This window comes from Kribbella sp. NPDC050241 (assembly GCF_044459685.1).
In the GTDB taxonomy this organism is placed as follows: domain Bacteria; phylum Actinomycetota; class Actinomycetes; order Propionibacteriales; family Kribbellaceae; genus Kribbella.
Genome location: NZ_JBITJE010000005.1, coordinates 486,602 through 508,016 on the forward strand (window position 1 = coordinate 486,602; position 21,415 = coordinate 508,016).

24 protein-coding genes are annotated in these 21,415 nt (G+C 69.0%); 13 read left to right on the forward strand and 11 right to left on the reverse strand.

What is annotated here, in order from left to right; translation table 11 throughout:
• Positions 1-49: 49 nt before the first annotated feature.
• Positions 50-769 (reverse strand): MerR family transcriptional regulator, encoded by a 720-nt coding sequence (locus ACIBG5_RS25820; RefSeq protein ID WP_396394018.1) that lies wholly within the window; start codon positions 767-769, stop codon positions 50-52.
• A 48-nt stretch (positions 770-817) separates the two neighbouring features.
• Here ACIBG5_RS25820 and ACIBG5_RS25825 point away from each other — a divergent pair, with 48 nt between their 5' ends.
• The gene (locus ACIBG5_RS25825; protein ID WP_393396903.1) at positions 818-1,069 is read left to right on the forward strand and encodes a hypothetical protein; all 252 of its coding nucleotides are present in this window, start codon (positions 818-820) and stop codon (positions 1,067-1,069) included.
• Between the two features lie 49 nt (positions 1,070-1,118).
• On the opposite strand, the gene ACIBG5_RS25830 is transcribed toward ACIBG5_RS25825, so the two are convergent.
• Positions 1,119-2,279 carry an MFS transporter gene (locus ACIBG5_RS25830; RefSeq protein ID WP_396394019.1) on the reverse strand — a complete coding sequence of 387 codons (1,161 nt, stop codon included), beginning with the start codon at positions 2,277-2,279 and terminating at the stop codon, positions 1,119-1,121.
• Positions 2,280-2,355: 76 nt separating this feature from the next.
• On the opposite strand from ACIBG5_RS25830, the gene ACIBG5_RS25835 reads away from it, so the two are divergent.
• Both ACIBG5_RS25835 and ACIBG5_RS25840 read left to right on the forward strand, forming a co-directional pair.
• A complete protein-coding gene (locus ACIBG5_RS25835) occupies positions 2,356-3,108 on the forward strand; it encodes a DeoR/GlpR family DNA-binding transcription regulator (RefSeq protein WP_396394020.1) in 753 nt (250 codons plus the stop codon).
• Positions 3,105-4,274 carry an MFS transporter gene (locus tag ACIBG5_RS25840; RefSeq protein ID WP_396394021.1) on the forward strand — a complete coding sequence of 390 codons (1,170 nt, stop codon included), beginning with the start codon at positions 3,105-3,107 and terminating at the stop codon, positions 4,272-4,274. Before ACIBG5_RS25835 ends, ACIBG5_RS25840 begins: the two co-directional genes overlap by 4 nt.
• On the opposite strand, the gene ACIBG5_RS25845 is transcribed toward ACIBG5_RS25840, so the two are convergent.
• Positions 4,258-5,370, reverse strand: a complete 1,113-nt coding sequence (locus ACIBG5_RS25845) for a trans-sulfuration enzyme family protein (RefSeq protein ID WP_396394022.1) — start codon at positions 5,368-5,370, stop codon at positions 4,258-4,260. The two genes, ACIBG5_RS25840 and ACIBG5_RS25845, sit on opposite strands and share 17 nt — an antisense overlap.
• Positions 5,360-6,082 (reverse strand): TetR/AcrR family transcriptional regulator, encoded by a 723-nt coding sequence (locus ACIBG5_RS25850; RefSeq protein WP_396394023.1) that lies wholly within the window; start codon positions 6,080-6,082, stop codon positions 5,360-5,362. Before ACIBG5_RS25850 ends, ACIBG5_RS25845 begins: the two co-directional genes overlap by 11 nt.
• Before the next feature lie 235 nt (positions 6,083-6,317).
• Between ACIBG5_RS25850 and ACIBG5_RS25855 the strand changes: the two genes are divergently transcribed.
• The 3 genes from ACIBG5_RS25855 to ACIBG5_RS25865 all read left to right on the forward strand — a co-directional run bounded on the left by ACIBG5_RS25855 (position 6,318) and on the right by ACIBG5_RS25865 (position 8,517).
• Positions 6,318-6,635 (forward strand): cytochrome P450, encoded by a 318-nt coding sequence (locus ACIBG5_RS25855; RefSeq protein WP_396394170.1) that lies wholly within the window; start codon positions 6,318-6,320, stop codon positions 6,633-6,635.
• Positions 6,636-6,693: 58 nt separating this feature from the next.
• On the forward strand, positions 6,694-7,824 hold the full coding sequence (locus ACIBG5_RS25860; protein WP_396394024.1) for a D-alanine--D-alanine ligase family protein: 1,131 nt from the start codon (positions 6,694-6,696) through the stop codon (positions 7,822-7,824).
• A gap of 105 nt (positions 7,825-7,929) precedes the next feature.
• Positions 7,930-8,517 (forward strand): dihydrofolate reductase family protein, encoded by a 588-nt coding sequence (locus tag ACIBG5_RS25865; RefSeq protein ID WP_396394025.1) that lies wholly within the window; start codon positions 7,930-7,932, stop codon positions 8,515-8,517.
• A 113-nt stretch (positions 8,518-8,630) separates the two neighbouring features.
• Here the strand turns inward: ACIBG5_RS25865 and ACIBG5_RS25870 are convergent, their stop codons facing one another.
• The 4 genes from ACIBG5_RS25870 to ACIBG5_RS25885 all read right to left on the reverse strand — a co-directional run bounded on the left by ACIBG5_RS25870 (position 8,631) and on the right by ACIBG5_RS25885 (position 11,108).
• The gene (locus tag ACIBG5_RS25870; protein WP_396394026.1) at positions 8,631-9,833 is read right to left on the reverse strand and encodes an RNA polymerase sigma factor; all 1,203 of its coding nucleotides are present in this window, start codon (positions 9,831-9,833) and stop codon (positions 8,631-8,633) included.
• 5 nt (positions 9,834-9,838) lie between these two features.
• Positions 9,839-10,255 (reverse strand): YciI family protein, encoded by a 417-nt coding sequence (locus ACIBG5_RS25875; protein ID WP_396394027.1) that lies wholly within the window; start codon positions 10,253-10,255, stop codon positions 9,839-9,841.
• A gap of 122 nt (positions 10,256-10,377) precedes the next feature.
• On the reverse strand, positions 10,378-10,842 hold the full coding sequence (locus ACIBG5_RS25880; RefSeq protein WP_396394028.1) for a DUF3515 domain-containing protein: 465 nt from the start codon (positions 10,840-10,842) through the stop codon (positions 10,378-10,380).
• Positions 10,843-10,874: 32 nt separating this feature from the next.
• The gene (locus ACIBG5_RS25885) at positions 10,875-11,108 is read right to left on the reverse strand and encodes an Lrp/AsnC family transcriptional regulator (RefSeq protein ID WP_198682133.1); all 234 of its coding nucleotides are present in this window, start codon (positions 11,106-11,108) and stop codon (positions 10,875-10,877) included.
• Positions 11,109-11,404: 296 nt separating this feature from the next.
• Here ACIBG5_RS25885 and ACIBG5_RS25890 point away from each other — a divergent pair, with 296 nt between their 5' ends.
• Genes ACIBG5_RS25890 through ACIBG5_RS25900 form a run of 3 tightly spaced genes read left to right on the forward strand, consistent with a single transcriptional unit; the run spans position 11,405 to position 13,783 of the window.
• Positions 11,405-12,367, forward strand: coding sequence for a thiamine-phosphate kinase (locus tag ACIBG5_RS25890; RefSeq protein ID WP_396394029.1), 963 nt, complete (start codon positions 11,405-11,407; stop codon positions 12,365-12,367).
• 1 nt (position 12,368) lies between these two features.
• Entirely contained in the window at positions 12,369-13,178 is an 810-nt protein-coding gene (gene thiD, locus ACIBG5_RS25895) for a bifunctional hydroxymethylpyrimidine kinase/phosphomethylpyrimidine kinase (protein ID WP_396394030.1), read from the forward strand.
• Positions 13,175-13,783 carry a DinB family protein gene (locus tag ACIBG5_RS25900; RefSeq protein WP_396394031.1) on the forward strand — a complete coding sequence of 203 codons (609 nt, stop codon included), beginning with the start codon at positions 13,175-13,177 and terminating at the stop codon, positions 13,781-13,783. The genes thiD and ACIBG5_RS25900 overlap by 4 nt, the downstream gene beginning before the upstream one ends.
• Here ACIBG5_RS25900 and ACIBG5_RS25905 read toward each other — a convergent pair.
• A complete protein-coding gene (locus ACIBG5_RS25905; protein WP_396394032.1) occupies positions 13,773-14,930 on the reverse strand; it encodes an ROK family protein in 1,158 nt (385 codons plus the stop codon). The two genes, ACIBG5_RS25900 and ACIBG5_RS25905, sit on opposite strands and share 11 nt — an antisense overlap.
• 48 nt (positions 14,931-14,978) lie before the next feature.
• Between ACIBG5_RS25905 and ACIBG5_RS25910 the strand changes: the two genes are divergently transcribed.
• From ACIBG5_RS25910 to ACIBG5_RS25920, 3 genes are all read left to right on the forward strand, one after another.
• On the forward strand, positions 14,979-15,602 hold the full coding sequence (locus ACIBG5_RS25910; RefSeq protein WP_396394033.1) for an HAD-IA family hydrolase: 624 nt from the start codon (positions 14,979-14,981) through the stop codon (positions 15,600-15,602).
• On the forward strand, positions 15,599-16,876 hold the full coding sequence (locus tag ACIBG5_RS25915; RefSeq protein WP_396394034.1) for an MFS transporter: 1,278 nt from the start codon (positions 15,599-15,601) through the stop codon (positions 16,874-16,876). Before ACIBG5_RS25910 ends, ACIBG5_RS25915 begins: the two co-directional genes overlap by 4 nt.
• 117 nt (positions 16,877-16,993) lie before the next feature.
• Positions 16,994-17,476, forward strand: coding sequence for a GNAT family N-acetyltransferase (locus ACIBG5_RS25920; RefSeq protein WP_396394035.1), 483 nt, complete (start codon positions 16,994-16,996; stop codon positions 17,474-17,476).
• Positions 17,477-17,718: 242 nt separating this feature from the next.
• Here the strand turns inward: ACIBG5_RS25920 and ACIBG5_RS25925 are convergent, their stop codons facing one another.
• Positions 17,719-19,299, reverse strand: coding sequence for a GxGYxYP domain-containing protein (locus ACIBG5_RS25925; RefSeq protein WP_396394036.1), 1,581 nt, complete (start codon positions 19,297-19,299; stop codon positions 17,719-17,721).
• A gap of 89 nt (positions 19,300-19,388) precedes the next feature.
• Complete coding sequence (locus ACIBG5_RS25930) at positions 19,389-20,009, reverse strand: HAD-IA family hydrolase (protein WP_360451978.1); 621 nt, start codon at positions 20,007-20,009, stop codon at positions 19,389-19,391.
• Between the two features lie 121 nt (positions 20,010-20,130).
• Between ACIBG5_RS25930 and ACIBG5_RS25935 the strand changes: the two genes are divergently transcribed.
• Complete coding sequence (locus ACIBG5_RS25935) at positions 20,131-21,414, forward strand: ABC transporter substrate-binding protein (RefSeq protein WP_396394037.1); 1,284 nt, start codon at positions 20,131-20,133, stop codon at positions 21,412-21,414.
• Position 21,415: the final 1 nt, after the last annotated feature.

Here is a 21,415-nt window from a genome sequence, read left to right on the forward strand (position 1 = left end):
GCTTGGTGACAGCCGGTTGATGGCCGTGCCAAGCTTCTGGCCGGGCGTCTCAGCCCAGGCGGCGGCGGATCAGCTGGTCGAGGCGTTGCCAGGCGGGCGACGAGGCGTTGACCGTGTTCTGGAGGAGCTGGGGCAGGTTGGGGTCGATCGCCTGGCCGGGCAGGTCCGTGCCGTAGCGCTCGATGCTGGCCGCCACGATCCGGTCGGCGAGCTCGACCAGGACCGGGTCGTCGGGTTGCAGCTCGCGGGCGCGGTCGTAGTCGAGGTAGAGCTCTCGCAGCGCCGGTTCCGCCAGAGCGCCGGCCTGGTCCCTGAAGAGCTCGTCCCCGGTGTCTGGGTAGGTGGCGAACACGATGATCCACAGATCGCGCTCCATCGCCACCCACTGCTCACTGAAGCCCAGCTCGGCCAGACCCCGCAGATGTACGTCGACCTCGGCCGGGAGCAGCTGTACGTCGCCCGAGGCAAGCTCGCGCAAGCGCTGCTGAGTGGCTTGCAGGCCACGAATCCGGTCGGTCAGATCGTCGTCGATCTGCTGCAGGGCCGCGGCGAACTCCTGCCCCGAACCGAGGTTGCGGATCCTTGCCAGCGGAACACCGGCCTCGGCGAGGGTCCGGATCCGGATCAGTTCGACCACCGCCTCCGCGCCGTACCGCCGGTAGCCGGAGGCGTCGCGTTCGGGCTCGGGCAGCAGGCCCTTGGCGTGGTAGACGCGGACGGTCTTGGTCGACACCCCGACGTACTTGGCAAGCTGTCCGATCGTGAGCACAGGGCCATTGTTGACCTTGCCCTTGGGGCAAGGTCGCATCATCGACGCATGACTGACTGGGACACCCTGCGCGCGCTCGCCGACGAGGGGAACGAGAAGGCGATGGACCGGCTCGCCGATCTGGCGGATGAGCGGTCTGATCTGGACGCTCTGAACGGGTTGCTGGACGAGGGGAACGAGCGGGCGGGGGAGCACCTCACGCGGCGTGCGGCTGCCGCCAAGGATCTGCTGGAGCTGCAGCGGATCAGCGACGCCGGCTATGAGGAAGCGGGGGAGGTCCTCGACCGGTTGCTCAGCTAGGCGCGTCCGCGAGGCAGGCGCGCGCATGAGGGTGGGCGCGGGCGCGAGGCTAGGCGCGGACGCGGGGTTTGGTGCGGAGGACCGGGGCGAAGACGGCCAGGGCGACGGTCAGGACGGTGACGACCATGAAGGAGACGGTCAGGTTGCTGGCCTGGGCGATGCCGCCGATGATCGACGGCGCGACGAGCCCGGACGCGTACGTGATGGTGGCGACTCCGGCAATCGCCTGACTCGCGTTGGCGTCGGTCCGGCCGGCCGCGGCGAATGCGAGCGGTACGACGACCGCGATCCCGATCCCGATCAGCCCGAACCCCAGCATCGCGACGGCCGCGTGAGGTGCGACCACGACCAGTACGCCGCCCGCCGTCGCGATCACGCCACTCCAGCGAACCGTCCGTACGGCGCCGAAACGGTCGACCACCGCGTCACCGGTCAACCGGGCGATCGCCATCGTCAACGCGAAGCCCGTCGTCGCACCCGCGGCGACTCCGGCCGTGCTGTCGAGGATGTCGCGCAGGTAGACCGCCGACCAGTCCAGGCTCGCGCCCTCCGCGAACACCGCGCAGAACCCGACCGCACCGATCAGCAACGCCGACCGCGGCGGCAGCGCGAACCGCGCCGGCGGCTCCTCGTCCTCGTCCGGATGAATGTTCAGCACGAACTGACACGCCACAGCCCCGACCACCGTCAGGAAGATGGCTGCAGCCACATGATGGACCTGGGCACTGAGCTCCGCATGCGCCGCGACGGTGCCGACCGCGGCCCCGAAGAGCGCGCCGAGACTCCACATCCCGTGCAGGCCGGACATGATCGATTTGTTCAGCCGATGCTCCACCTCGACCCCGAGGGCGTTCATCGCCACATCGGCCATGCCCGACGTCCCGCCGTACACGAAGAGCGCGGCGCACAGCATCAGCAGGTTCGGAGCGAACGACGGCAGGATCAGCGAGAGCGTCCACAACGCCAGCAGACCGCGCAGGGCGCTCCGTGTCCCGAAGCGGTGGGTGACCCGGGCTGCGAGGGGCATCATCAATGCCGCACCCAGTGCGGGGAACGCGAGCGCGATGCCGAGCTGTCCGGCAGACAAGCCGGAGTGTTCCTGGATCCAGGGCACGCGGGTCGCGAACGAGCCCGTCACCGAGCCGTGCACGCAGAAGACCGCGGCCACGGCGTACCGCGACCGCCTGACCAGCTTGGTGTCATCAGTCACAAGCGAACAGACTATCTGTTTGAACGATCAGACGGATGGTAGATTTCTGCGCGTGAGGAGTGCAGAACGGCATCAAGTGATCGTAGAACGACTTCGGGGCGTTGACCGAGTGTCCGTCCAGGAACTGGTCGAGGCCACCGAGTCGTCGGACATGACGATCCGCCGCGACCTCGACTTCCTGGCCGCCCAGGGCGTTCTCAAGCGCGTCCACGGTGGTGCTGTCCCGGCCATGGGCTCGGGTGTCGAGCCGCCGTACTCGCTGAGGGCGCAGGCCGCCGTCGCCGCCAAGCGTGCGATCGCGCGCGTCGCGATCGAGCACATCCACGACGGCGAGACGATCGTCCTCGACAGCGGTACGACGGCGCTCGAGGTGGCCAAGCTTCTGCACGATCGCGCGGTGACCGTCATGCCGCTCTCGCTCCACGTCGCGCACGAGTTGGCGGACGCGCCACGGATCCGGCTGCTGATGCCCGGGGGAGAGGCGCGTCGAGGCGAGCTTGCTCTGGTTGGTCCGCTGACGCTCGCGTCGCTGCGGGCGTTGCGCTTCGACCTGGCCGTGTTGAGCCCCTGCGCGTTCAGCCTCGACGCCGGACTGACTGCGTTCGATCTGGGCGACGCCGAGGTCAAGCAGGAGGCGATGGCCGTCGCCGCTCGGTCGATGGTGCTGGCCGACGGTGCGAAGTGGGATCGCGCCGCCTTGGCCTACGTCTGTCCGGCCGACTACCCAGACCTGATCATCACCGACCCGACCGCGCCCGAGGACCAGCGCACGCTGCTGGCCCAACGCGGCGTACTGGTCGAGGTCGCCGCTTGGGAGGACGCTTCTTGACCGCCACCGATCTGCGTTCGCAGACCGCACCGCCAAGAGCCGCCCGCGTCGCCACCTGGCTGTACTTCGGCCTGAACGGGTTCGCCGTCGGTATGTGGGTCGTGCACATCCCCAACATCGAGCACGCCACCGGCATCTCGCACAGCACGCTCGGGCTTCTGCTGCTGGTCCTCGGCGGCGCCGCCTTCACCGGCATGCAGGTGGCCGGTCCGCTGGTGGACCGCCTCGGCCAGCGACGGCTGGTGCCCGCGGCCGGCGTACTGCTCGGCATCGCCCTCGCCGGTCCCGGCCTGGCGACGAACTGGTGGACGCTGGGCCTGACGCTGATTCTCATCGGCTTCGGCAACGGCTCGATCGACGTCGGGATGAACGCCCAGGCGGTCGTGGTGGAACGCGGCTACCCGCGCCCGATCATGGCCGCCTTCCACGCGATGTGGTCGATCGGCGGCGCCATCGCAGCGCTGATCGGTGCCGCCACGCTGCGTGCCGGCGTACCGACCGAGGTCTCCCTCGGCCTGGCGGGCGCGCTGTGCATCGTCATCGCCCTCGCCGCCAGCCGGTTCTTGATCGAGGCAACCACTGACGAGGCCGACGAGCCGGCGCAGGAGCGCGCAAAACCGCCCGGCAAGCTGGTCTGGGCGCTCGGCGGGCTCGCGTTCGGCCTCATGCTCGCGGAGGGTGTGGCCAACGACTGGGCCGCGCTGCACTTCCGCGACATCCTCGGAACGTCGGTCAGTACGGCGGCCTACGCGTACGGCGCCTTCGCGGTGGCGATGACCGTCGGCCGGTTCCTCACCGACCGTGTCGCCGCGGTGGTCGGACCGGCGGCGATCGTGAGGTGGGGTGCCGCGATGGCCGCGGTCGGCCTGACCATCGTGATCGTCGTACCGTGGGTGCCCGTCGCGCTCGTCGGCTGGGCGTTGTTCGGCCTCGGCCTGGCCGGCGGCGTACCGCAACTCTTCACCGCCGCCGGCAACCTCGACCCCCGCGCCGCCGGCGCCCTGATGGCACGCGTCGTCGGACTCGGGTACGTCGGTCTGCTCGCGGGCCCGGCGCTGATCGGTGGGCTCGCGCACTGGATGCCGCTGAACCTCGCGTTCATCCTGCCGCTGGTGCTCTGTGTGCTGACGTTCCTCGGCGGACCGGTGCTCAAATCGCGGTCTTGAGCGCGTGCTCCAGATCGGCCCAGAGGTCGTCGGGATGCTCGATCCCGACGGCCAGCCGGATCAGGTCCACCGGGATCGTCTCGACCTCCATCGCCCAGCGGCGACGGCGTTCCAGCATCGACTCGACACCGCCGAGACTGGTCGCGTGAACCCACAGTTCAGTGCTCTCACAGACCCGCTGGGCGTACTCACCATCGCCGCCGAGTTCGATGGACAGGATCGCTCCGAAGCCGGACATCTGCGCGGCCGCGCGGGCGTGGCCGGGGTCATCCGGTAGGCCCGGGTACCGCACACGGCTCACGCGTGGGTGTTGAAGGAGACGCTCGGCCAGGAACGCGGCATTGGACTGGGCACGCTCAAGCCGCAGCGCGAGGGTCCGCAGGCCGCGGAGGCCCAGCCAGGCCTCCATCGGGCCGGGGATCGCGCCGCTGCCGCGGCGGCGGAGCTCGATCGCGGCCCACAGCTCCTCGTCGGCGGTGATGACGGCGCCGAGGATGACGTCGGAGTGGCCGGCGATGAACTTGGTTGCCGAGTGCATCACGACGTCAGCGCCGAGCTTGAGCGGCTGCTGCAGCAGCGGGGTCGCAAACGTGTTGTCGACGACAACGGTTGCGCCGGCGTCGTGACCAGCGGCTGCGAGCGCGGGGATGTCCGCGACCTCCATGGCCGGGTTGGTCGGTGACTCGATCCACAGCATGTCGGCGCCTGCGGCCGCTTGGATCACGGCGTCGGTGTCCGCGATGTTCACCTTGTCCACGCGCAGGCGGCCGGATGCCGCGTGCTGGTCGAGGAGCGCGAGCACACCGGAGTACGCGTGCTGTGGTGCGACGATCCGGCCACCGACGGGGACGAGATCACAGACCGCCGCGACCGCTGCCATCCCGGAGGCGAAGGTCAGTCCACGACCGCCTTCGAGCGCGCCGAGGGTCTCCTCGAGTGCGGTCCACGCGTCGTTGCCGAATCGTCCGTAGCCGCGGTCGCCGCCCGCGACGTACGTCGAGCTGAACACCGGCGAGTCGCCGACCGGCGCGTTCGGTACCCGCTCGGGGCGGCCGGCGTGGACGACGACGGTGGAGGGATCGAGATCAGAGGCCATACGGGGAATTGTTCCGCCCACCGTCCGCCTCGCTCCGGGCGGGGGAGGACGGGAGAGCGCCGGGCAGTCGCGGACCGGCCGCCGGCAGGGGGATGCCGCCGCCGCGGAGCAGGCTCATCGCGCGGCGGGCCAGCACCTTGACCTCGGTGTCGTCCGGGTTCTCGACCCAGATCCGTACCACCGTCTCGATGATGTTCATCGCGATCCCGGCCGACAGCGCGGCCGTGAACTCGACCTGCTGCGGGTTCGGAGCCTGCTGGCCGGACTCGACCCGTTGGCGGGCCGGACCGGAGAGTCGGCGGACCAGTTCGTCGGTGAGGTCGTTGCGGAACCGCCAGATCAACTCGTTCAGGTGGGCGCTCACCGACGCGGTCTGACCGGCCAGGTCGAACACCGCACGCACCCGGTCCGGGTTGCTCTCCAGCCGCTCCAGCACCCGCTCGATCACCGACTGCAGGCCGTCGGGCAGGGCGATGACCACCGGCTGCCCGCGGAACCAGCCGACGGCGTCCATCAGGCAGTCCTCGACGAACTCGAGGACGAGCGTCTCCTTGGTCGGGAAGTACCGGTACAGCGTGCTCGGACCAACCTCCGCGGCGGCGGCGATCTGTTCGACCGTGGTCCGGCCGAAGCCGTGGTCGGTGAACAGCTCGAACGCCTTGTCCGCGATCAGCCGGCGGGTCCGCTCCCGCTTGAGTTCGCGCAGTCCCATCTCCACCTCCGCGGGCAGAGTACCGGTTGGCCGACTCGCCAGTAATGGTTCGCTTTCGGCACTCTCGATCATATGGTAGTCACTACCAAAACCCGTCGAACGGGTGCCGATGACCGACACGTTCCCCGTCAACCGCCCGTCCGGGTGCCCGTTCGACCCCGCGAGCGAGGCACCCCCTGGGTGAGCCGCCACGCGTCGGCCGGAGGCTGACGACCTTCCGGCCGGCCCGCAGACGATCGAGGCGGGTGGGTTCCTGATCGCGGCGCTGTCGTCGGCCAACCGCGACGAGCGCGCCTTCCCGGACCCCGATCGGCTCGATCTGACCCGCAAGGCCGCCGGTCACGTGGCGTTCGGTTTCGGTCCACACCAGTGCCTCGGACAACAGTTGGCCAGGGTGGAACTGCAGGAGGTGTTCACCCGTCTGTACCGGCGGATCCCGACGCTGCGACTCGCCGTACCGTTCGAGGAACTCGAGTTCAGGGACAACACGTTGGTGTACGGCGTGACCGCGCTCCCGGTCACCTGGGACACGCCGCTACCGTCCGAAATCTGAACAGCTCTTAACCGAACCCAGATCGGAACCTGATCGCCGGGCCGCTACAGTCGAGCCGGTGAGTGAGTACTCGAGGGAACAACGCAAGCCCCGCGTCGCCGTGGTCTTCGGCGGACGGTCGAGCGAGCACGCCATCTCCTGTGTGACCGCGGCCAACGTGCTGCAGGCGATCGACCGCGACGTCTACGACGTGGTCCCGGTCGGCATCAGTACCAGCGGTCACTGGGTGCTGGAAAGCGGTGATCCGGAGCGGCTGTCGATCACCGACGGCAAGCTCCCGGAGGTCGACGTCACCGCGATGCCGGTGCTGTTCGGCGCGAACCGCGAGCTCGTGGTGAGCGAACCGGGGACGGTACCGAGCACGCTCGGCGAGGTCGACGTGGTGTTCCCACTCCTGCACGGTCCGTGGGGCGAGGACGGCACCATCCAGGGCCTCCTCGAGATGTCCGACATCCGGTACGTCGGCTCCGGCGTCCTGTCCAGCGCGGTCGGTATGGACAAGCACTACATGAAGGTCGTCTTCCAGGCGGCCGGCCTCGAGGTCGGGCCGTACGTCGTGATCCGCGACCGTGACTGGAGGCGCGACGCGGAGGCCTGCCGCAAGGCGGTGGACGAGCTCGGCTACCCGGTGTTCGTGAAGCCGGCCCGCGGCGGGTCGAGCCTGGGCATCAGCAAGGTGAACAGCCGCGATGAGCTCGACGACGCGATCGTCGAGGCCCGGGCCCACGACCCGAAGGTGATCGTCGAGGCGTCGGCGAATGACCCGCGCGAAATCGAGGTCGGCGTCCTGGGCGGCCTGGACGGTGCGCCAGCCGAGGTCAGCGTGTGCGGCGAGGTCGCGGTCTCCGGCGGCGGCCACGACTTCTACGACTTCGAGACGAAGTACCTGCCGGAGGGGGAGGAGTACCTCGCGCTCTCGGTGCCGGCCGACCTCCCGGCCGACGTCGCCGCGGACATCCGCGCGAAGGCTCTGACGGCGTTCGACGCGATCGAGGCCGAGGGCCTGGCCCGTGTCGACTTCTTCCTCGATGCTGACGGCCGGGTGGTCATCAACGAGATCAACACGATGCCCGGCTTCACCCCCACGAGCATGTTCCCCCGCTTGTGGGCCGAATCCGGCATCGACTACCCGACCCTGGTCAACCGCCTCCTCACCCTGGCCCTGACCCGCCCCACCGGCCTCCGCTGACGGCCTTTCCCGCCTTTCAGACGCTGAAAGTGGTCTGAAAGGCGGTCGGCCTACGGTCGCGGAAGTGGGTTTGACCCCACGCCGGGCCAGGAGGGGAGCAGGTTCATGTCCAAGTCGGTGCTCGACATGTCGGTGTCCGTTGACGGATACATCGCGGATCTCGACGACTACCTCGGTGGAGCCGACGGGCATCGGCTGCACAACTGGTTCGCCGAGGACGCCGAAGCGAAGCGGCCGCCTGGGCCCGAGTCGGAGTTCTTCGACGAGTGGAGCGGCTGTGGGGCGGTCCTCGCGGGGCGTCGTACGGCCGAGCTGATGGATCACTGGGGTGGCGATCACAACGGAAGGCCGATTTTCGTGCCGAGTCACCGGCCGCCCGGCCCCGCCGCGCGGTGGGGGTATCCGCTGGTGACGTACGTGCCGGACGGCATCGTGAGCGCGATGAAGCAGGCCAAGGCAGCCGCCGGCGAGCGCGATGTCCAGGTCCGTGGTGGGTACGCGGGTCAGAGCGCGCTGGAGGCCGGCGTCCTGGACGAGATCCAGGTCCACCAGGTCCCGGTCCTGCTCGGCCGAGGCCACCGCCTGTTCGACATCCTCCCAACCGAGATCGAGCTGCAGATCATCCGCGTCATAGACACCCCACTAGCCACCCACATCCGTTACCAGGTGATCACTCCCACACCGCAGCCATAGCGTGGCGGTCGATTCCTCACCGGAGTCATAGTCGGTGGCGGTCGGCCCCACAGCCGGTTGGCGGTCGGTCGGCGCCGCGGTCGTAGGCGGGTGGCAGTCGGCTCACACCGCGGTCACAGGCGGTTGGCTCGGGTGTGGAGGTAGCGCTGCTGGGGGACGCTGGTGGTTTTGGTTGCTGCTTCCTCGTAGGCGGCTCGGGCCGCTGTGGTGTCGCCGGACATTTCCAGTAGGTGCGCGCGGACGGCCGCCAGGCGATGGTCGTGGGCGATGCGGTCGTCGTCTTCGATGGTGCTCAGTTGCTTGAGACCCTCGTCTGGTCCCCGCGCCATCGCGACCGCGACGACGTGGTTGAGCGCGACCATCGGGTTGTCGGTCAGCCGGAGCAAGACCTCGTACAGCGCAAGGATCTGCTGCCAGTCGGTCTCGTCCGCCGACGCGGCCTCGTCATGTACGGCGGCGATCGCCGCCTGCAGCTGATACGGACCCACCGGACCTCGCGGCAGCGCCGCGGTGATCAGCCCCACCCCTTCCGCGATCAACTCAGAGATCCACAGCGACCGATCCTGCTCGTCCATCGGGACCAACTCACCCAGCGGACCGGTCCGCGCCGGCCGACGCGCATCCGTCAGCAGCATCAGCGCGAGCAACCCCGTCACCTCGCTGTCGTCCGGCAGCAACCGGTGCAGCATCCGTCCCAGCCGGATCCCCTCCGCCGACAACTCGACCCGCTGCAGACTCGGCCCCGTCGTACTCGCGTAGCCCTCGTTGAAGATCAGGTAGACGACCTTCAGCACTGCGCCGAGCCGCTCGTCCCGATCCGCCGGCAGGGCGAACCGCGCACCGCTGTCGCTCACGCTCGCCTTCGCCCGGCTGATCCGCCGCGTCATCGTTGCCTCCGGCACCAGGAACGCCCGGGCGATCTCCGCGGTGGTCAGACCGCCGACCGCCCGCAACGTCAACGCGATCTGCGACGCCGGCGACAGCGACGGGTGGCAGCACATGAACAACAGGATCAGCGTGTCGTCGGTGTCCGCGATCGGTTCGCTCGGACTGGCCGCCCACTGCGCCATCCGGTCCTCGCGCCGCTGCCGAGCCTGCTCCCGGCGGAGCAGATCCGTCAGCCGGCGCGAGGCCACCGTGATCAGCCAGCCGCGCGGACTGTCCGGTACGCCGTCCTCCGGCCACTGCTGCGCCGCCGCGAGCAGTGCCTCCTGCACCGCGTCCTCCGCGGTGTCGAAGTGCCCGTACCGCCGGACCAGCGCCCCGAGCACCTGCGGCGCCAGCTCGCGCAGCAGGTCCTCGAGAGCTGCGGACATGACGATCAGTCCAGCATTTCGTCTCGGCCCTCGACCACGGGCCGGATGTCGGCGTACGCGGTCGCGCGGACGAACTCGGGCGCTGGCGTGTCGGCAAGCCTGGAGGCGATCTCGGTCGCCCGGTCGAAGGACTCGCACTCGACGATCCAGTACCCGGCGAGCACCTCCTGGGTCTCGGCGTACGGACCGTCCGTCACCACCGAGGCTCCGTCCTTCGAGCCGAGCCGCCGGGTGAGCACCGGCGCGGCCAGCGCGCGGGTCTCGACCAGCTCACCGGACTCGGCCAGGTCCGCGTTGAACTTCTCCATGAACGCCCTCATCGCGGCGAAGTCCTCGCCCGTCCAGGCCGGCTTGCCCGTGTCCTTGCCGGACATCCCGTCGTAGTCCTCCTGCGACGCGTAGGTCAGGATCATGTACTTCATCGGAGTCTCCCGTCGTCCGGGCACCCACCGCGGGTGCCTCTCAGCCGATACGTCGCCCCCGCCGGACCGAACCGGACACCGAGTGCGGACGAATTTCCTTCTCGACAGGGAGTATGCCGTCGTCAGGTACAGGGAGTGATGACTTTGTCGAACCTGTGGACAGCGTCGGCGACGTCGGTCAGCGCGTTCGCCTCGGGGTCGTACTTCGCCGGGACCGCGACCTCGACATAGACCTCGCGGCCGATGGTCGTGAAGATGACCCCGTTGCCGGCCTCCTTGGCGAACCAGCCGACGCCGTTCACCTCGAAGCACTGCGACTGCGCCTCGGCCATCCCCGCCGGCGGTGCGACTCCGCAGGTGATCTCGATCGGCGGATCGCCGTACGCGGTGGTCAGCGGGCTGGGCGGCTCGGTCTTGCGGCGGTCGGCGTCCAGCACCTGGTCGGGCAGCGCCGCCACCAGCTGCTCACAGACCGCAGCGACCTCGGGCGCGGGAGACGGTACGGCGACAGGCACGGCTCCCGGACTGCACGCGGCCAGAACGACCAGACCGGCCAGACCGAGTGCGGCGAACAGGACTTTGGGCATGCTGAAGGACGGCGGGACCTCGGGCAACCAGCTCAGATGTGAACGACGGGACAGGTCAGGGTGCGGGTGATGCCAGGCACGTTCTGGACCCGGGCAACGACCAGCTTGCCCAGTTCGTCGACGTTGCGGGCTTCCGCGCGGACGATCACGTCGTACGGACCGGTGACGTCCTCGGCCAGGGTGACACCCTGGACCTCGGCGATCTGTGCGGCGACGTCGGCCGCCCGGCCGACCTCGGTCTGGATCAGGATGTAGGCCTGGACCACCACGTCGTTCTCCACTCAGTCGTCCTCAGCTGGCTCCGGCCGCGGTACTGGGCGGCGGCCGGGCGTACTCTTCGTTGCCCGGTCACGGTACCGCCTAAGGCGGTGTCTGGTAATCCCCCGCCTACTGCGCGGCACTCGGCACGGCACCTCGCCGCACTGGAGCAAAGGCCACGATGCGCCGCATCGAGACCTTCGCTCCAGCACGCCGATGCACCGCACCGAGCACCTGCTCGCTACGGCGTGGGATCACCAGACACCGCCTAGACTCCCACTGGCGATATGGGAGGTCTGTTGACGTGACAGAGACGTTGGGGAGCACGGGTGAGTTCGGCCTGATCGAGGCCGTCACCAAGGGGCTGTCCACAAGTGAGGACGTCCTGGTCGGGCCTGGTGACGACGCGGCCGTGGTGGCGGTGCCGGACGGGCGGATGGTGATCACGACGGACCTGCTGGTGGAGGGCCGCCACTTCCGCCGGGACTGGTCGTCGGCGTACGACGTGGGCCGCAAGGCTGCCGCGCAGAACCTGGCCGATGTGGTGGCGATGGGCGCGCGGCCGACCTCCATGGTGGTCGGCTTCGGCGCACCGGCCGACCTGGCGACCGCTTGGGCGCTGGAGCTCAACCAGGGCCTGGCGGACGAGTGCGAACTGGTCGATGTGCACATCGTCGGCGGCGACACCGTGCAGTCGGACAAGATCGTCGTTTCGGTGACAGCCTTCGGGTCGCTCGACGGCCGCGCACCGGTGCTGCGCTCCGGTGCGCGCCCCGGTGACGAGGTCGCGTACATCGGCCGGCTGGGCTGGGCCGAGGCCGGCTACACGGTCCTGACCCGCGGCTTCCGTTCGCCCCGGTCGGTCGTGGAAGCGCACCGCCGCCCGCAGCCGCCGTACGTCGAAGGTCCGCGGGCCGCGCTGGCCGGTGCGTCGTCGCTGTGTGACGTGAGTGACGGACTGCTCGCAGATCTCGGCCACATCGCGACCCGGAGTCAGGTGGTCATCGACGTACACTCGCACGCGCTGGCCGTGCCGGAGCCGCTGCAGGCGGTGGCGGCCGCGACAGGTGTCGACGCGCTGAAGTTCGTGCTGACCGGTGGTGAGGACCACGCACTGGTCGGCACCTTCGAGCCCGCGGACGTACCCGAGGGCTGGACCGTCATCGGTTCGGTTGCTGAGGGCAACGAGGAACGGCCGGCCGGAACGGTCACCGTGGATGGCGCGGCGTACGCCGAGGAGTCCGGTCACGCCCACTTCAGGAGCTGAGATGAGTCGATTGCCCAGGGTGCTCACGATCGCCGGTTCGGACTCCGGCGGCGGAGCGGGAATCCAGGCCGACCTCAAGTCCATGCTGGCCAACGGGGTCCATGGCATGAGCGTGCTGACCGCGATCACGGCGCAGAACAGTCTCGGCGTGCAGGGTGCGTGGGAGCTGCCGGAGGAGCAGGTCCGCGCCCAGTTCCACAGTGTCGTGGACGACATCGGTGTGGATGCGGTGAAGACCGGCATGCTGGCGTCTGCGCGGATGGCCGGCGTGGTGGCGTCCCTGCTACGGACGCTGCCGTCGTCCGTGCCGGTGGTGGTCGACCCGGTGTCGGTGTCCAAGCACGGTGATGCGCTGCTGGCCGCCGACGCGATGGACGCCGTACGGACCGAGATCGTGCCGCTGGCAACCGTCCTGACGCCGAACCTGACCGAGCTCGGACCGGTCGCCGGAATCGAGTTGGAGACCATCGAGGACCGTGAGCTCGCCGCGAAGCTGCTCATGGACGCCGGAGCCACGTGGGTCCTGGTGAAGGGCGGCCACGACGTCGGTACGGCGGCAGTGGACGTGCTGCACGGTCCTGGGGTACGACGGTCCTACAGCGCGGTCCGGGCGGACAACCGGCACACCCACGGCACCGGATGCACCTTGGCCAGCGCCATCGCGTCGTACCTGGCGCGTGGGTACGACGTACCGAGTGCGGTCGGTGCTGCGAAGGAGTACGTGACCGGGGCGATCTCGGCCGGGTTCGCGCTCGGTGGTGGAATCGGTCCGGTCGATCACGCGTGGAGATTTCGAGGGAGTGGCAGTTGACGAAGCAGCAGCCCCCGGTGGACGGGTACTGCGAGCAGTGCGGCTTCAACTACGACACGGGTGACCTGCAGGGCACGGTGACCCTGCTCATCCGGCAGGCGGCGGACTGCAGCATGGCTCTGACCAAGGCCGCGGCCGGTCCGGATCCGAACGTCGTACGGCTGCGGCCGGAGCCCGACGTGTGGTCGGCGATCGAGTACGCCTGCCACGTGCGCGACGTACTCGAGACGCAGCGGCACCGGATCGCGCAATGCCTGGCGGAGGACCGGCCGGTGTACGCGCCGATGGACCGGACCGGTCGGGTGAAGCAGCTCAAGTACGAGCTCCAGGACCCGATGGAGGTGGCGGCCGCGCTGGTGCGGTTCGCCCGCGAGTTCGGTGCCGCCGCACGGGTGCTGACCCCGCCGCAGCTCGGCAAGCTCGGCCTCTACAACTACCCGGTGCGTGCGCCGCGCACGCTGGGCTGGATCATCCGCCACACCGCCCACGAGATTCAGCACCACCGGCTCGACCTCATCACCATCCTCGCGGAGGTGGAGCCGCCGATCGTCTCCAAGGCTAAGCCCGAGCCGCCTCCGGCAGTGGAGGAGACCACTACTGACTAGCGGCCCAAGTCGCTATGGAGGGCTCGCTGGTGAGGTGGTCGAGTGCCAGAGCTGCCGCACCGCGGAGCGGGCCGTCTGGTTGGTGTGTGGCAGAAAGGACCGGTGGGGGAGAGCTGCGGTGGAAGGTCATCAGACCGGCTAGGTAGGCCTGCTCGAACGACGTCTCGGCGGCAGCGCGGAGTGGGATGGCCAGACCGCCCAGCGTGACCACGTCGGGGTCGTGTGCGTTGACCAGACCGGCGATGCCGGTGCCCAATGCCGTAACCACCTTGGCGACTGCCCGGGCCGCTGCACGGTCGGTGCGGCGGAGCACAGCCTCGGCATAGGCGTACGGATCGTCCGGTGCGGTCTCCTTGAGATGCCTGGCCAGTGCGCGCCCGTCGATGTCCAGGTCCCAGCAGCCGCGCGCACCGCATGGGCACGACCGAGTGCGATCCCCGAACGGGACATGCCCGTACTCACCGCCGGCGCCCGACGCTCCCTGCGCTGGTACGCCGTCGATGATCAGAGTGCCGCCGAGACCCACCTCGACGATGAGGTGCAACGCCGTACCGGCTCCCGCGGCAGCACCCGTGCGCGCTTCGGCCACACCGCTCAGGGTCGCGTCGTTGCCGGCGAGTAGTGGTATCCCGGTCCGAGCTGTGACGGTCTCGAGGTCAAGCTCGGCCCAGTCCAGCGTCGGCGCCTGCATCAAACGGTTGTCCCGGATGGTGCCCGGCGCCGCCAGGCTGACGACCCGCAACCGAGCGCCGTACTGCCGGTGTGTCCGCTCTACCTCCTTCTGCAGGTTGCTGAGCACGACCTGGGAACGTCGGCTTCGGTGCCGCCTGGACTGCTGCTCCAGGAACGACCCGTCGAGCGAGACCACAGCACTGCGCCAACTGCCCTGCCTCAGGTCCAGTCCGAGCCCCACAGGCCCTTGAGGGTGCGCCCGCAGTACTGTCGTCGGCCGTCCCCGCCCCTGACTGGGCGCCGGCGCCTCGGTCAGCAGCCGTACGTCGCGTAGCCGAGCGGTCACCTCAGTCGCCGAACTCGTGCTCAGCCGCAGCTCGCGCGCCACCGCGGCACGCGTGATCCCCGGCTGACGGCTCACCCGCACCAGTACGTCGGAAGCCGTCTGCCACTGTCCCCGGCGCACTGGAGTCATAGCATCCTTCTACCTTATGCTCGTGGGACGAGTTTAATTGGAGGGGTGATGGGGCTTCCCGACATCCGCGCGGTGCTGTTCGACATGGACGGCACCCTGGTCGACTCCGACGGTGCCGTCGACCGGACCTGGACGCTCTGGGCGGAGGAGTACGGCGTACGGCCGGCCGACGCACTGGCGATCGCTCACGGCAGTCCGTCCGAGGCGACGATCGCGCGGCTGCGGCCCGATCTCGCGCCGGCGGAGGTGTCCGCTGCCGCGGCGCGGCTGCTGGATCTCGAGTGCGAGGACCTGACCGACGTCGTGCCTGCACCTGGTGCCCACGAGTTGATCGAGGTGCTGGAGCGGCTCGGTCTGCCGTGGGCCGTCTTCACGAGTGCGTCCACCCGGCTGGCGAAGGTCCGCCTCGGAGCTACCGGGATCTCTCCGTCGATCCTGGTCACCGTCGACGACGTCAGCCGGGGCAAGCCGGATCCGGAGGGGTATCTGCGGGCCGCCGAGCTGGTCGGCGTACCTGCTGAGCAGTGTCTGGTGGTCGAGGACACCGAGGTCGGGCTGGCCGCCGGCCGCGCGGCCGGTGCGGTCACGGCCGGCCTGAAGGGGACGACCGCCGACATCGAACTGCCCGACCTGCACCGCCTCGTCGCCTTGTTCACCGCACACGTCGAATGAGCGCCGAGATCCCCGAGATGTCCGGAGTGCGGATCCGCCGCGATGAGGTCCAGATCGGAATCGGGCTCTCGTCGATGGGGTTCGTGCTGGCCGGACTGGGAGCCTGCATCGCGATCCTCGCGCGCGATCTGGACGAACCGACCAGTCGGTTGGCTCTGCTGTCGTCGGGTTTCGCGATCGGCCTCCTGATCGTCGCGCTGGTCGGTCCACGACTGCTCCGCACCTGGCCGATCAGCACCGTCCTCGCGCTGGGGTCGGTTGTCTGCTCCGCCGGCATAGTGCTCCTTGCTCTGGCCCCGGTGTACGCCGTGGCGGTCGCCGGCGGACTGTGTATCGGGCTGGGCGGCGCACTGCTCGTCCTGGTCGCGCCACTGATGCTGAACGGTCCCACAGCGGCTGCCCGTCTCAGCCGGGTCAATGCGGTCGCCAGCGGCGCCGGCATCCTCGCCCCGCTCGCCATTGGCGCCCTCGACTCACTAGGCCCCACTGGCCGCCTCGCCATCCTGGCCGCCGTCCCACCCCTGCTCCTCCTGGCCGTTCTCACCTGGCGCACGGCCTCACCATCGCCCCCGGTCAGGGAGGCGCCCGTACCCGTACTCATCGACTCGGCTCCGGCAGTGGGTCTCGGCAAGCGGTGGTTCGGGCGGCGGACCGGACGTGGTCTCAAGGGACTCGTGCCTCGCAGGCTGGGGAGGGCGGTGGTTCTGGAGGTCGGTCGCGGCTGGTTGCGGATCGTGCTGGCCGTCGCCGTCGAGTTCTGCTTCGTGGTCTGGGCGGTGGCCCGCCTGGTCTCCACCGGGTTGCCGACGGCAACAGCTGCCCTGCTGGGGAGTGCCTTCCCGATCGGCATGGCGGTCGGCCGGGCAATCGGTCCAATCCACTGGCGGGCATGGTCCCCCGTCGTACCCAGTGGACTCCTGGCGATCGCCGGCACGTTGCTCGTCAGTCTGTTCGACTCGCCCGCGGCAGTGGCGCTCGGACTGGGAGTGGCCGGCTTCGGCATAGCGCCGCTCTACCCGATCACCCTCGCCGCGCTGGTCGCGACACCCGGCCTCAGCCCCGCCCGCCTTGCAGCCGTCGGAGCCCTCGCCTCCGGCATCGCCATCCTGATCGCCCCGGCTCTCCTCGCCGTACTGGCTCGCGTCCTCGACCTTCGTACGGCGTACCTCGTCACCCTCCCGCTCCTCGCAACCCTCTTCGTCCTGAGCCGCGGGCCGAGGCGCTCTCGGCACCAGCGTGCAGCGACGACGCTGCGGTCGGGTCACGTAGCATGACGTGCATGGAGTGTTTCGCCGCGGGACGTACCCGCCGCTGAAGGTCGACCCGTCGCAGCGCGAGCTGCGAGGTGGGTCACGCGCGCCCGATTCCCTTCAGTGCGAGAGGCACACTTCATGTTTATTCGTTCGTACGTTCACTCTGACCTGCCCCGGCTGATCGAGTTCACCATCGAGACGTTCGGCCCGTTCTACGAGGGCTCGTTCCGTCCGCTGGTCGGCGAGACGATCTTCGGCATCCAGCACGGCAACTGGCGCGACGACTATCACAAGCAGGTCGCCGGGCTGCATGATCCGGACCAGCACAAGTACGTCGTGATCGCCGAAGAGAGCGGCGTACTCGCCGGCTACGTGGCCTGGGCCGTCGAGCCCGACCGGCGGCATGGCGAGGTGACCATCCTCGCCGTCGCAGCGCAGCACCGCCGGGAGAACCTCGGCACCGCGCTGTGTGAGCACGCGTTCGACGGGATGCGAAGCCTGGGCGCGGAAGTCGTCGAGATCGGCACGGGCGGAGACGACTTCCACGCCCCCGCCCGTGCCCTCTACGAAAGCCTCGGCTGCATCAAACTCCCGGTCGCCGTCTACTACCGCACTCTCTAGTAGCACCCGGCCAGGCCGTCGCTGACAGCTGACCGCTCCGCGCGGCCCGCTCGCCGTAGCTCCCACGACTCTGAGCACCCATCAACCACCAGACACGCGGACACGTGGTCGACCCGTGCACAACGTCGCGCCAGCGCCCCACCCGCTTCCGAGGTCCCGGGCCTCCAGGGTGGGCCGGGGCTGCGGACAGGATGTGGGGACCGCGGACACGGCATGACCTGTGCACGGTCACCAGAAGGTGTTCACGGTCGCGCGTACTGCCCGACCATCTTTACCAAGGTGTCCGGCGGAACGACCTTCACGTGGGGGTCGAGTCCGTCGACAACAGCCAGCACGTTGTCGACGGACTTGCTCCACGCGTGCCAGACGACCACCGAGTAGCCGGCCGTGGAGTGCGGGTTCCGCGTGGCTGCGTTGAGTTCGGCCGTCACTGAGGCCTCGTCGGCGCCGTCGAGCCCGTCCCAGAGCATCGTGCGGGCGGAGATGACCGGCTTGCCCTCGGACCAGACGACCTTGCCCTTCAGGCCGTCGTAGCGGGAGTACTCGAGGTAGATGAGCCCGTCGATCTCACGGCGCTTGAGGTACGACGACCACAGGCTGGTGTTCTCGAACGCATCGAAGTCGATGATCTGTGCGACGGAGAGGTCTGCACGGCCCATCGCCTTGGCCAGGGACGCGGTGTGCTTGTCCAGCGCGGCAGCGGGGTAGCGGCTCGGGTACATGTAGCCGCCGCCCGACGGTCCGACGACCCAGCGGTCCTTGCGCGACTGGTCGTAGTACCAGCGCATCACCGAGGGGGCGAGATCGATCAGCGACGGCGAGATGCCCCAACCCAGGTCGACCTCCCCGCGCCGAGGACTCCCGAACCACCGCGGGTCGGTCGGGAAGTCCCCGAGCATCCACTGAATGTTGTCCCCATCGGTGATCAGAAAGGTGACGTAGTGGGCATTCGGGTCCGGTTCGAGGGCCCTCCCCCCACCCCCTCCGCTCTGCGTCAAGCGGTCTTCCCGGATGCCCGACAGCACCGACAGGTTGCGGGCGTGGTCGGCGGGCAGGGCTTTGACGCCGGCTGCCGAGTTCACGCCGATGAACGCGTCCTCGCCGTTCGATGCGTCGCCCCAGCCGATCACGGTGGCGTCGTCGTCGAGCGCGTCGACCACCTCGGCGCGGAAGTCCGAGTTGCCGTCGAAGAAGGCGAGCGTCCCCGCCATCGTCACGTAGTCCCGCAGTCGCTCCGGCCAGTCTCCCTTCTGCTCGATCGCGACGTCGTGCCGCAACCGTGGCCAGTAGTTGTCCAGCACCCAGCGGTCGTCCTTGTCCCGCACGTCCAGCACCTTGCGCAGTCCGTGCTGGACGGCGAGCGCCTCCAGGCTCTCCTCGACGGCCACCGCACCGGTCAATCCGGAGAGCGTGGTCGCGACGTTGACCGACGGGGTGCCCGTTCGGAAGAGAACATATCCGTCGATGCCGGACCGGGTGACGGTTGTCCACAGGTCGCCGGGACGCGTGCGAACGCCGTACCGGGAGACGATGTCGTCCAGCCAGATCTGGTAACCGAGCGACGGGATGTTCAGGTAGAGCGACTCGCCACCGCGGCGGGCCAGCAGCCCTTGCAGCGTGGTCGCGAGCGTCCGCTCAGCGGGGCTCAGCGAGTCCTCGGTCAGCACGTTCAGCAGCCGCGGCCGCTGCCCCTTGGGGTAGGCCGCACCAGTGGAGGCGGAAGCGAAGGAAGGCACGGCGACTGACGGAGCAAGGGACGCCAGGCCCAACCCCGCGGTCAGGCCGAGGGCGTGCCGGCGGGTGAGACGTCGTCGATCGGACATGCGGTGCCTCCAGGGAGCGGCTGGTGGACTGTCCTACGTTGTCATCTGCCCCGAGACCATGCCACAAGCCGTCACCGCCTCACAAGAGGTCAGCCCGGAATCGGCAACCCGTAACGGCGCAGCAGCCCCACCAACGTGTCCACCCCGGTCGACAGGTCGTACACCTCAGCGTGCAGCCCGACGCTCGCAGCGCCCGCCACATTGGCTTCGTTGTCGTCGATGAACAGTACCGACGACGCCGGTACGTCGATCGCGGCCAGGATCGCCCGGAAGTACGCCGGATCAGGCTTGGCCAGCCCCAGATCGCACGAGTAGAAGCTCTGGTCGAACCACTCGCCGTACCCGCGCTCGTCGTGCATGAGCGACCGTCGGTACGCCTGCTGGTTGGTCGCGAGGTGGCACCCGATCCCGGCGGCGCGCAGCTCCTGGATCAACGACACCACGGCCGGCTCCGCCTCGAACCAGTGCCACGGCTCGAGCGCCTCCTCCACCGTCGCGGTGGAGTTCCAGCGCTGCAGGACCTCGGCGAGTGCGTCCCGGAAGTCGACCTTGCCGACCAGGCTGGGCTTCTCCGCGGCCATCAGCTCGGCCAGAAAGGTCTCGCTGTCGGCGGGGACGAGGGAGTTCAGGCGGGCGAACCAGTCCTGGCTGGGGCGCTGGAGCACGCCGTCGGCGTCGAACAGGACGGCGGTGACAGAGGTCGTCGGCATGAATCCATCCTGTCAGCCCGGGGCCTTGACCGGTTCAGTCGGTATGCGCTTACCTTGTGGCTACGTAAACATATCTGGACACCTTCCGGCGAAAAACAACAGAAAGCGCCAGGTGAGGCGTATGAGTCTGAGCAGAAGGAAGTTCCTCGCGTTCGGTGCCGGCGCCGCGGCCGCGAGCACCGGTCTGAGCGGATGTGGCTCCCGAAGTTCGCTCGGCGGATCCGACGAGCTGAGCATGTGGACCTGGGTCGGATCGGTGAACGACGACCTGATCGGCCAAGCGGAGAAGGCGATCCCGGGGCACGACGGGCTGCGGCTGTCGATGACCCGGATCGGCAGCAACTACAAGACCAAGGTGCTGACCTCGCTGGCCGGCAAGTCGCTGGTTCCCGACATCGTCGCGATCAACGACGACGTGGCGACGTACTTCCCGAACGCCGACCAGTTCCACGACCTGTTCGAACTCGGCGCCAAGGAGCGCGAGAGCGAGTTCCTGCCCTGGAAATGGAAGCTCGGCGTCACGCCGGACAACAAGATGATGGCCTACCCGATGGACACCGGTCCGACCGCGCTGTTCTACCGCACCGACGTCTTCAGCAAGGCCGGCATCGACATCGACCCCGCCGCGGTCGCCGGGCTCGCGCCGGACTGGGACACCTACATCGCGCTCGGAAAGAAGGTGAAGCAGGCCGTCCCCGGCGCGTCGATCACCGACAACATCAACAGCATCTTCTCCTACCGGATGGCGCAGCAGCCGAAGCGGTACATGACCGTGGACGGGCAGTACATCGGCGACCAGGACCACGTCCGGGAGGCGTTCGACCTGGCCATCCGCGTGGTCAAGGAAGGGCTGTCCGCCAACGCGCAGGACGGTTCGACCGACGCGGACGCGGTCGTGACGAACGGCAAGCTGGTCGCCTTCAACGCCGCGGTCTGGTGGGCCCAGCTCGGCCCGAAGAACGCGGCGCCCAAGACCAAGGGACTCTGGCGGGTGACGGCGGCTCCTGGTGGCGCCGGCAACCGCGGCGGGTCCTTCCTGGGCATCACGAAGTACTGCAAGAACCCCGAGGCGGCCTTCGCGTTCATCAGCTGGCTGGAGTCGGCGAAGAACCAGGCCCAGGCGTTCCTCGACCCAGTGCTGTTTCCGTCAACTCCGGCCAGCTACACCGATTCCCGGCTCGCCGCGCCGGATCCGTTCTTCGGCGGTCAGAAGATCGTCGAGGTGTTCGCGGAGTCGGCGACGAAGTACCCGGGCGCCTATTTCTCGCCGTACGACTCGATCATCGGTGCGCCGATCAGCGCCGAACTCGTGAACGTCGAAGTGGCCGGCAAGTCACCGAACCAGGCCTGGAACGACGCACAGCACCAGGTCGAGCGTGAACTGACCCGGGCGGGGGCGATCTGAG

Excerpts from the sequence above, each read along its gene's own strand:
- ACIBG5_RS25825 (WP_393396903.1), top strand. The coding sequence starts at position 818 with ATGACTGACTGGGACACCCTGCGCGCGCTCGCCGACGAGGGGAACGAG.
- ACIBG5_RS25845 (WP_396394022.1), bottom strand. The coding sequence starts at position 5,370 with ATGGCCTCTGATCTCGATCCCTCCACCGTCGTCGTCCACGCCGGCCGC.
- ACIBG5_RS25850 (WP_396394023.1), bottom strand. The coding sequence starts at position 6,082 with ATGGGACTGCGCGAACTCAAGCGGGAGCGGACCCGCCGGCTGATCGCG.
- ACIBG5_RS25865 (WP_396394025.1), top strand. The coding sequence starts at position 7,930 with ATGTCCAAGTCGGTGCTCGACATGTCGGTGTCCGTTGACGGATACATC.
- ACIBG5_RS25870 (WP_396394026.1), bottom strand. The coding sequence starts at position 9,833 with ATGTCCGCAGCTCTCGAGGACCTGCTGCGCGAGCTGGCGCCGCAGGTG.
- ACIBG5_RS25875 (WP_396394027.1), bottom strand. The coding sequence starts at position 10,255 with ATGAAGTACATGATCCTGACCTACGCGTCGCAGGAGGACTACGACGGG.
- ACIBG5_RS25880 (WP_396394028.1), bottom strand. The coding sequence starts at position 10,842 with ATGCCCAAAGTCCTGTTCGCCGCACTCGGTCTGGCCGGTCTGGTCGTT.
- thiD (WP_396394030.1), top strand. The coding sequence starts at position 12,369 with ATGAGTCGATTGCCCAGGGTGCTCACGATCGCCGGTTCGGACTCCGGC.
- ACIBG5_RS25905 (WP_396394032.1), bottom strand. The coding sequence starts at position 14,930 with ATGACTCCAGTGCGCCGGGGACAGTGGCAGACGGCTTCCGACGTACTG.
- ACIBG5_RS25910 (WP_396394033.1), top strand. The coding sequence starts at position 14,979 with ATGGGGCTTCCCGACATCCGCGCGGTGCTGTTCGACATGGACGGCACC.
- ACIBG5_RS25915 (WP_396394034.1), top strand. The coding sequence starts at position 15,599 with ATGAGCGCCGAGATCCCCGAGATGTCCGGAGTGCGGATCCGCCGCGAT.
- ACIBG5_RS25920 (WP_396394035.1), top strand. The coding sequence starts at position 16,994 with ATGTTTATTCGTTCGTACGTTCACTCTGACCTGCCCCGGCTGATCGAG.
- ACIBG5_RS25925 (WP_396394036.1), bottom strand. The coding sequence starts at position 19,299 with ATGTCCGATCGACGACGTCTCACCCGCCGGCACGCCCTCGGCCTGACC.
- ACIBG5_RS25930 (WP_360451978.1), bottom strand. The coding sequence starts at position 20,009 with ATGCCGACGACCTCTGTCACCGCCGTCCTGTTCGACGCCGACGGCGTG.
- ACIBG5_RS25935 (WP_396394037.1), top strand. The coding sequence starts at position 20,131 with ATGAGTCTGAGCAGAAGGAAGTTCCTCGCGTTCGGTGCCGGCGCCGCG.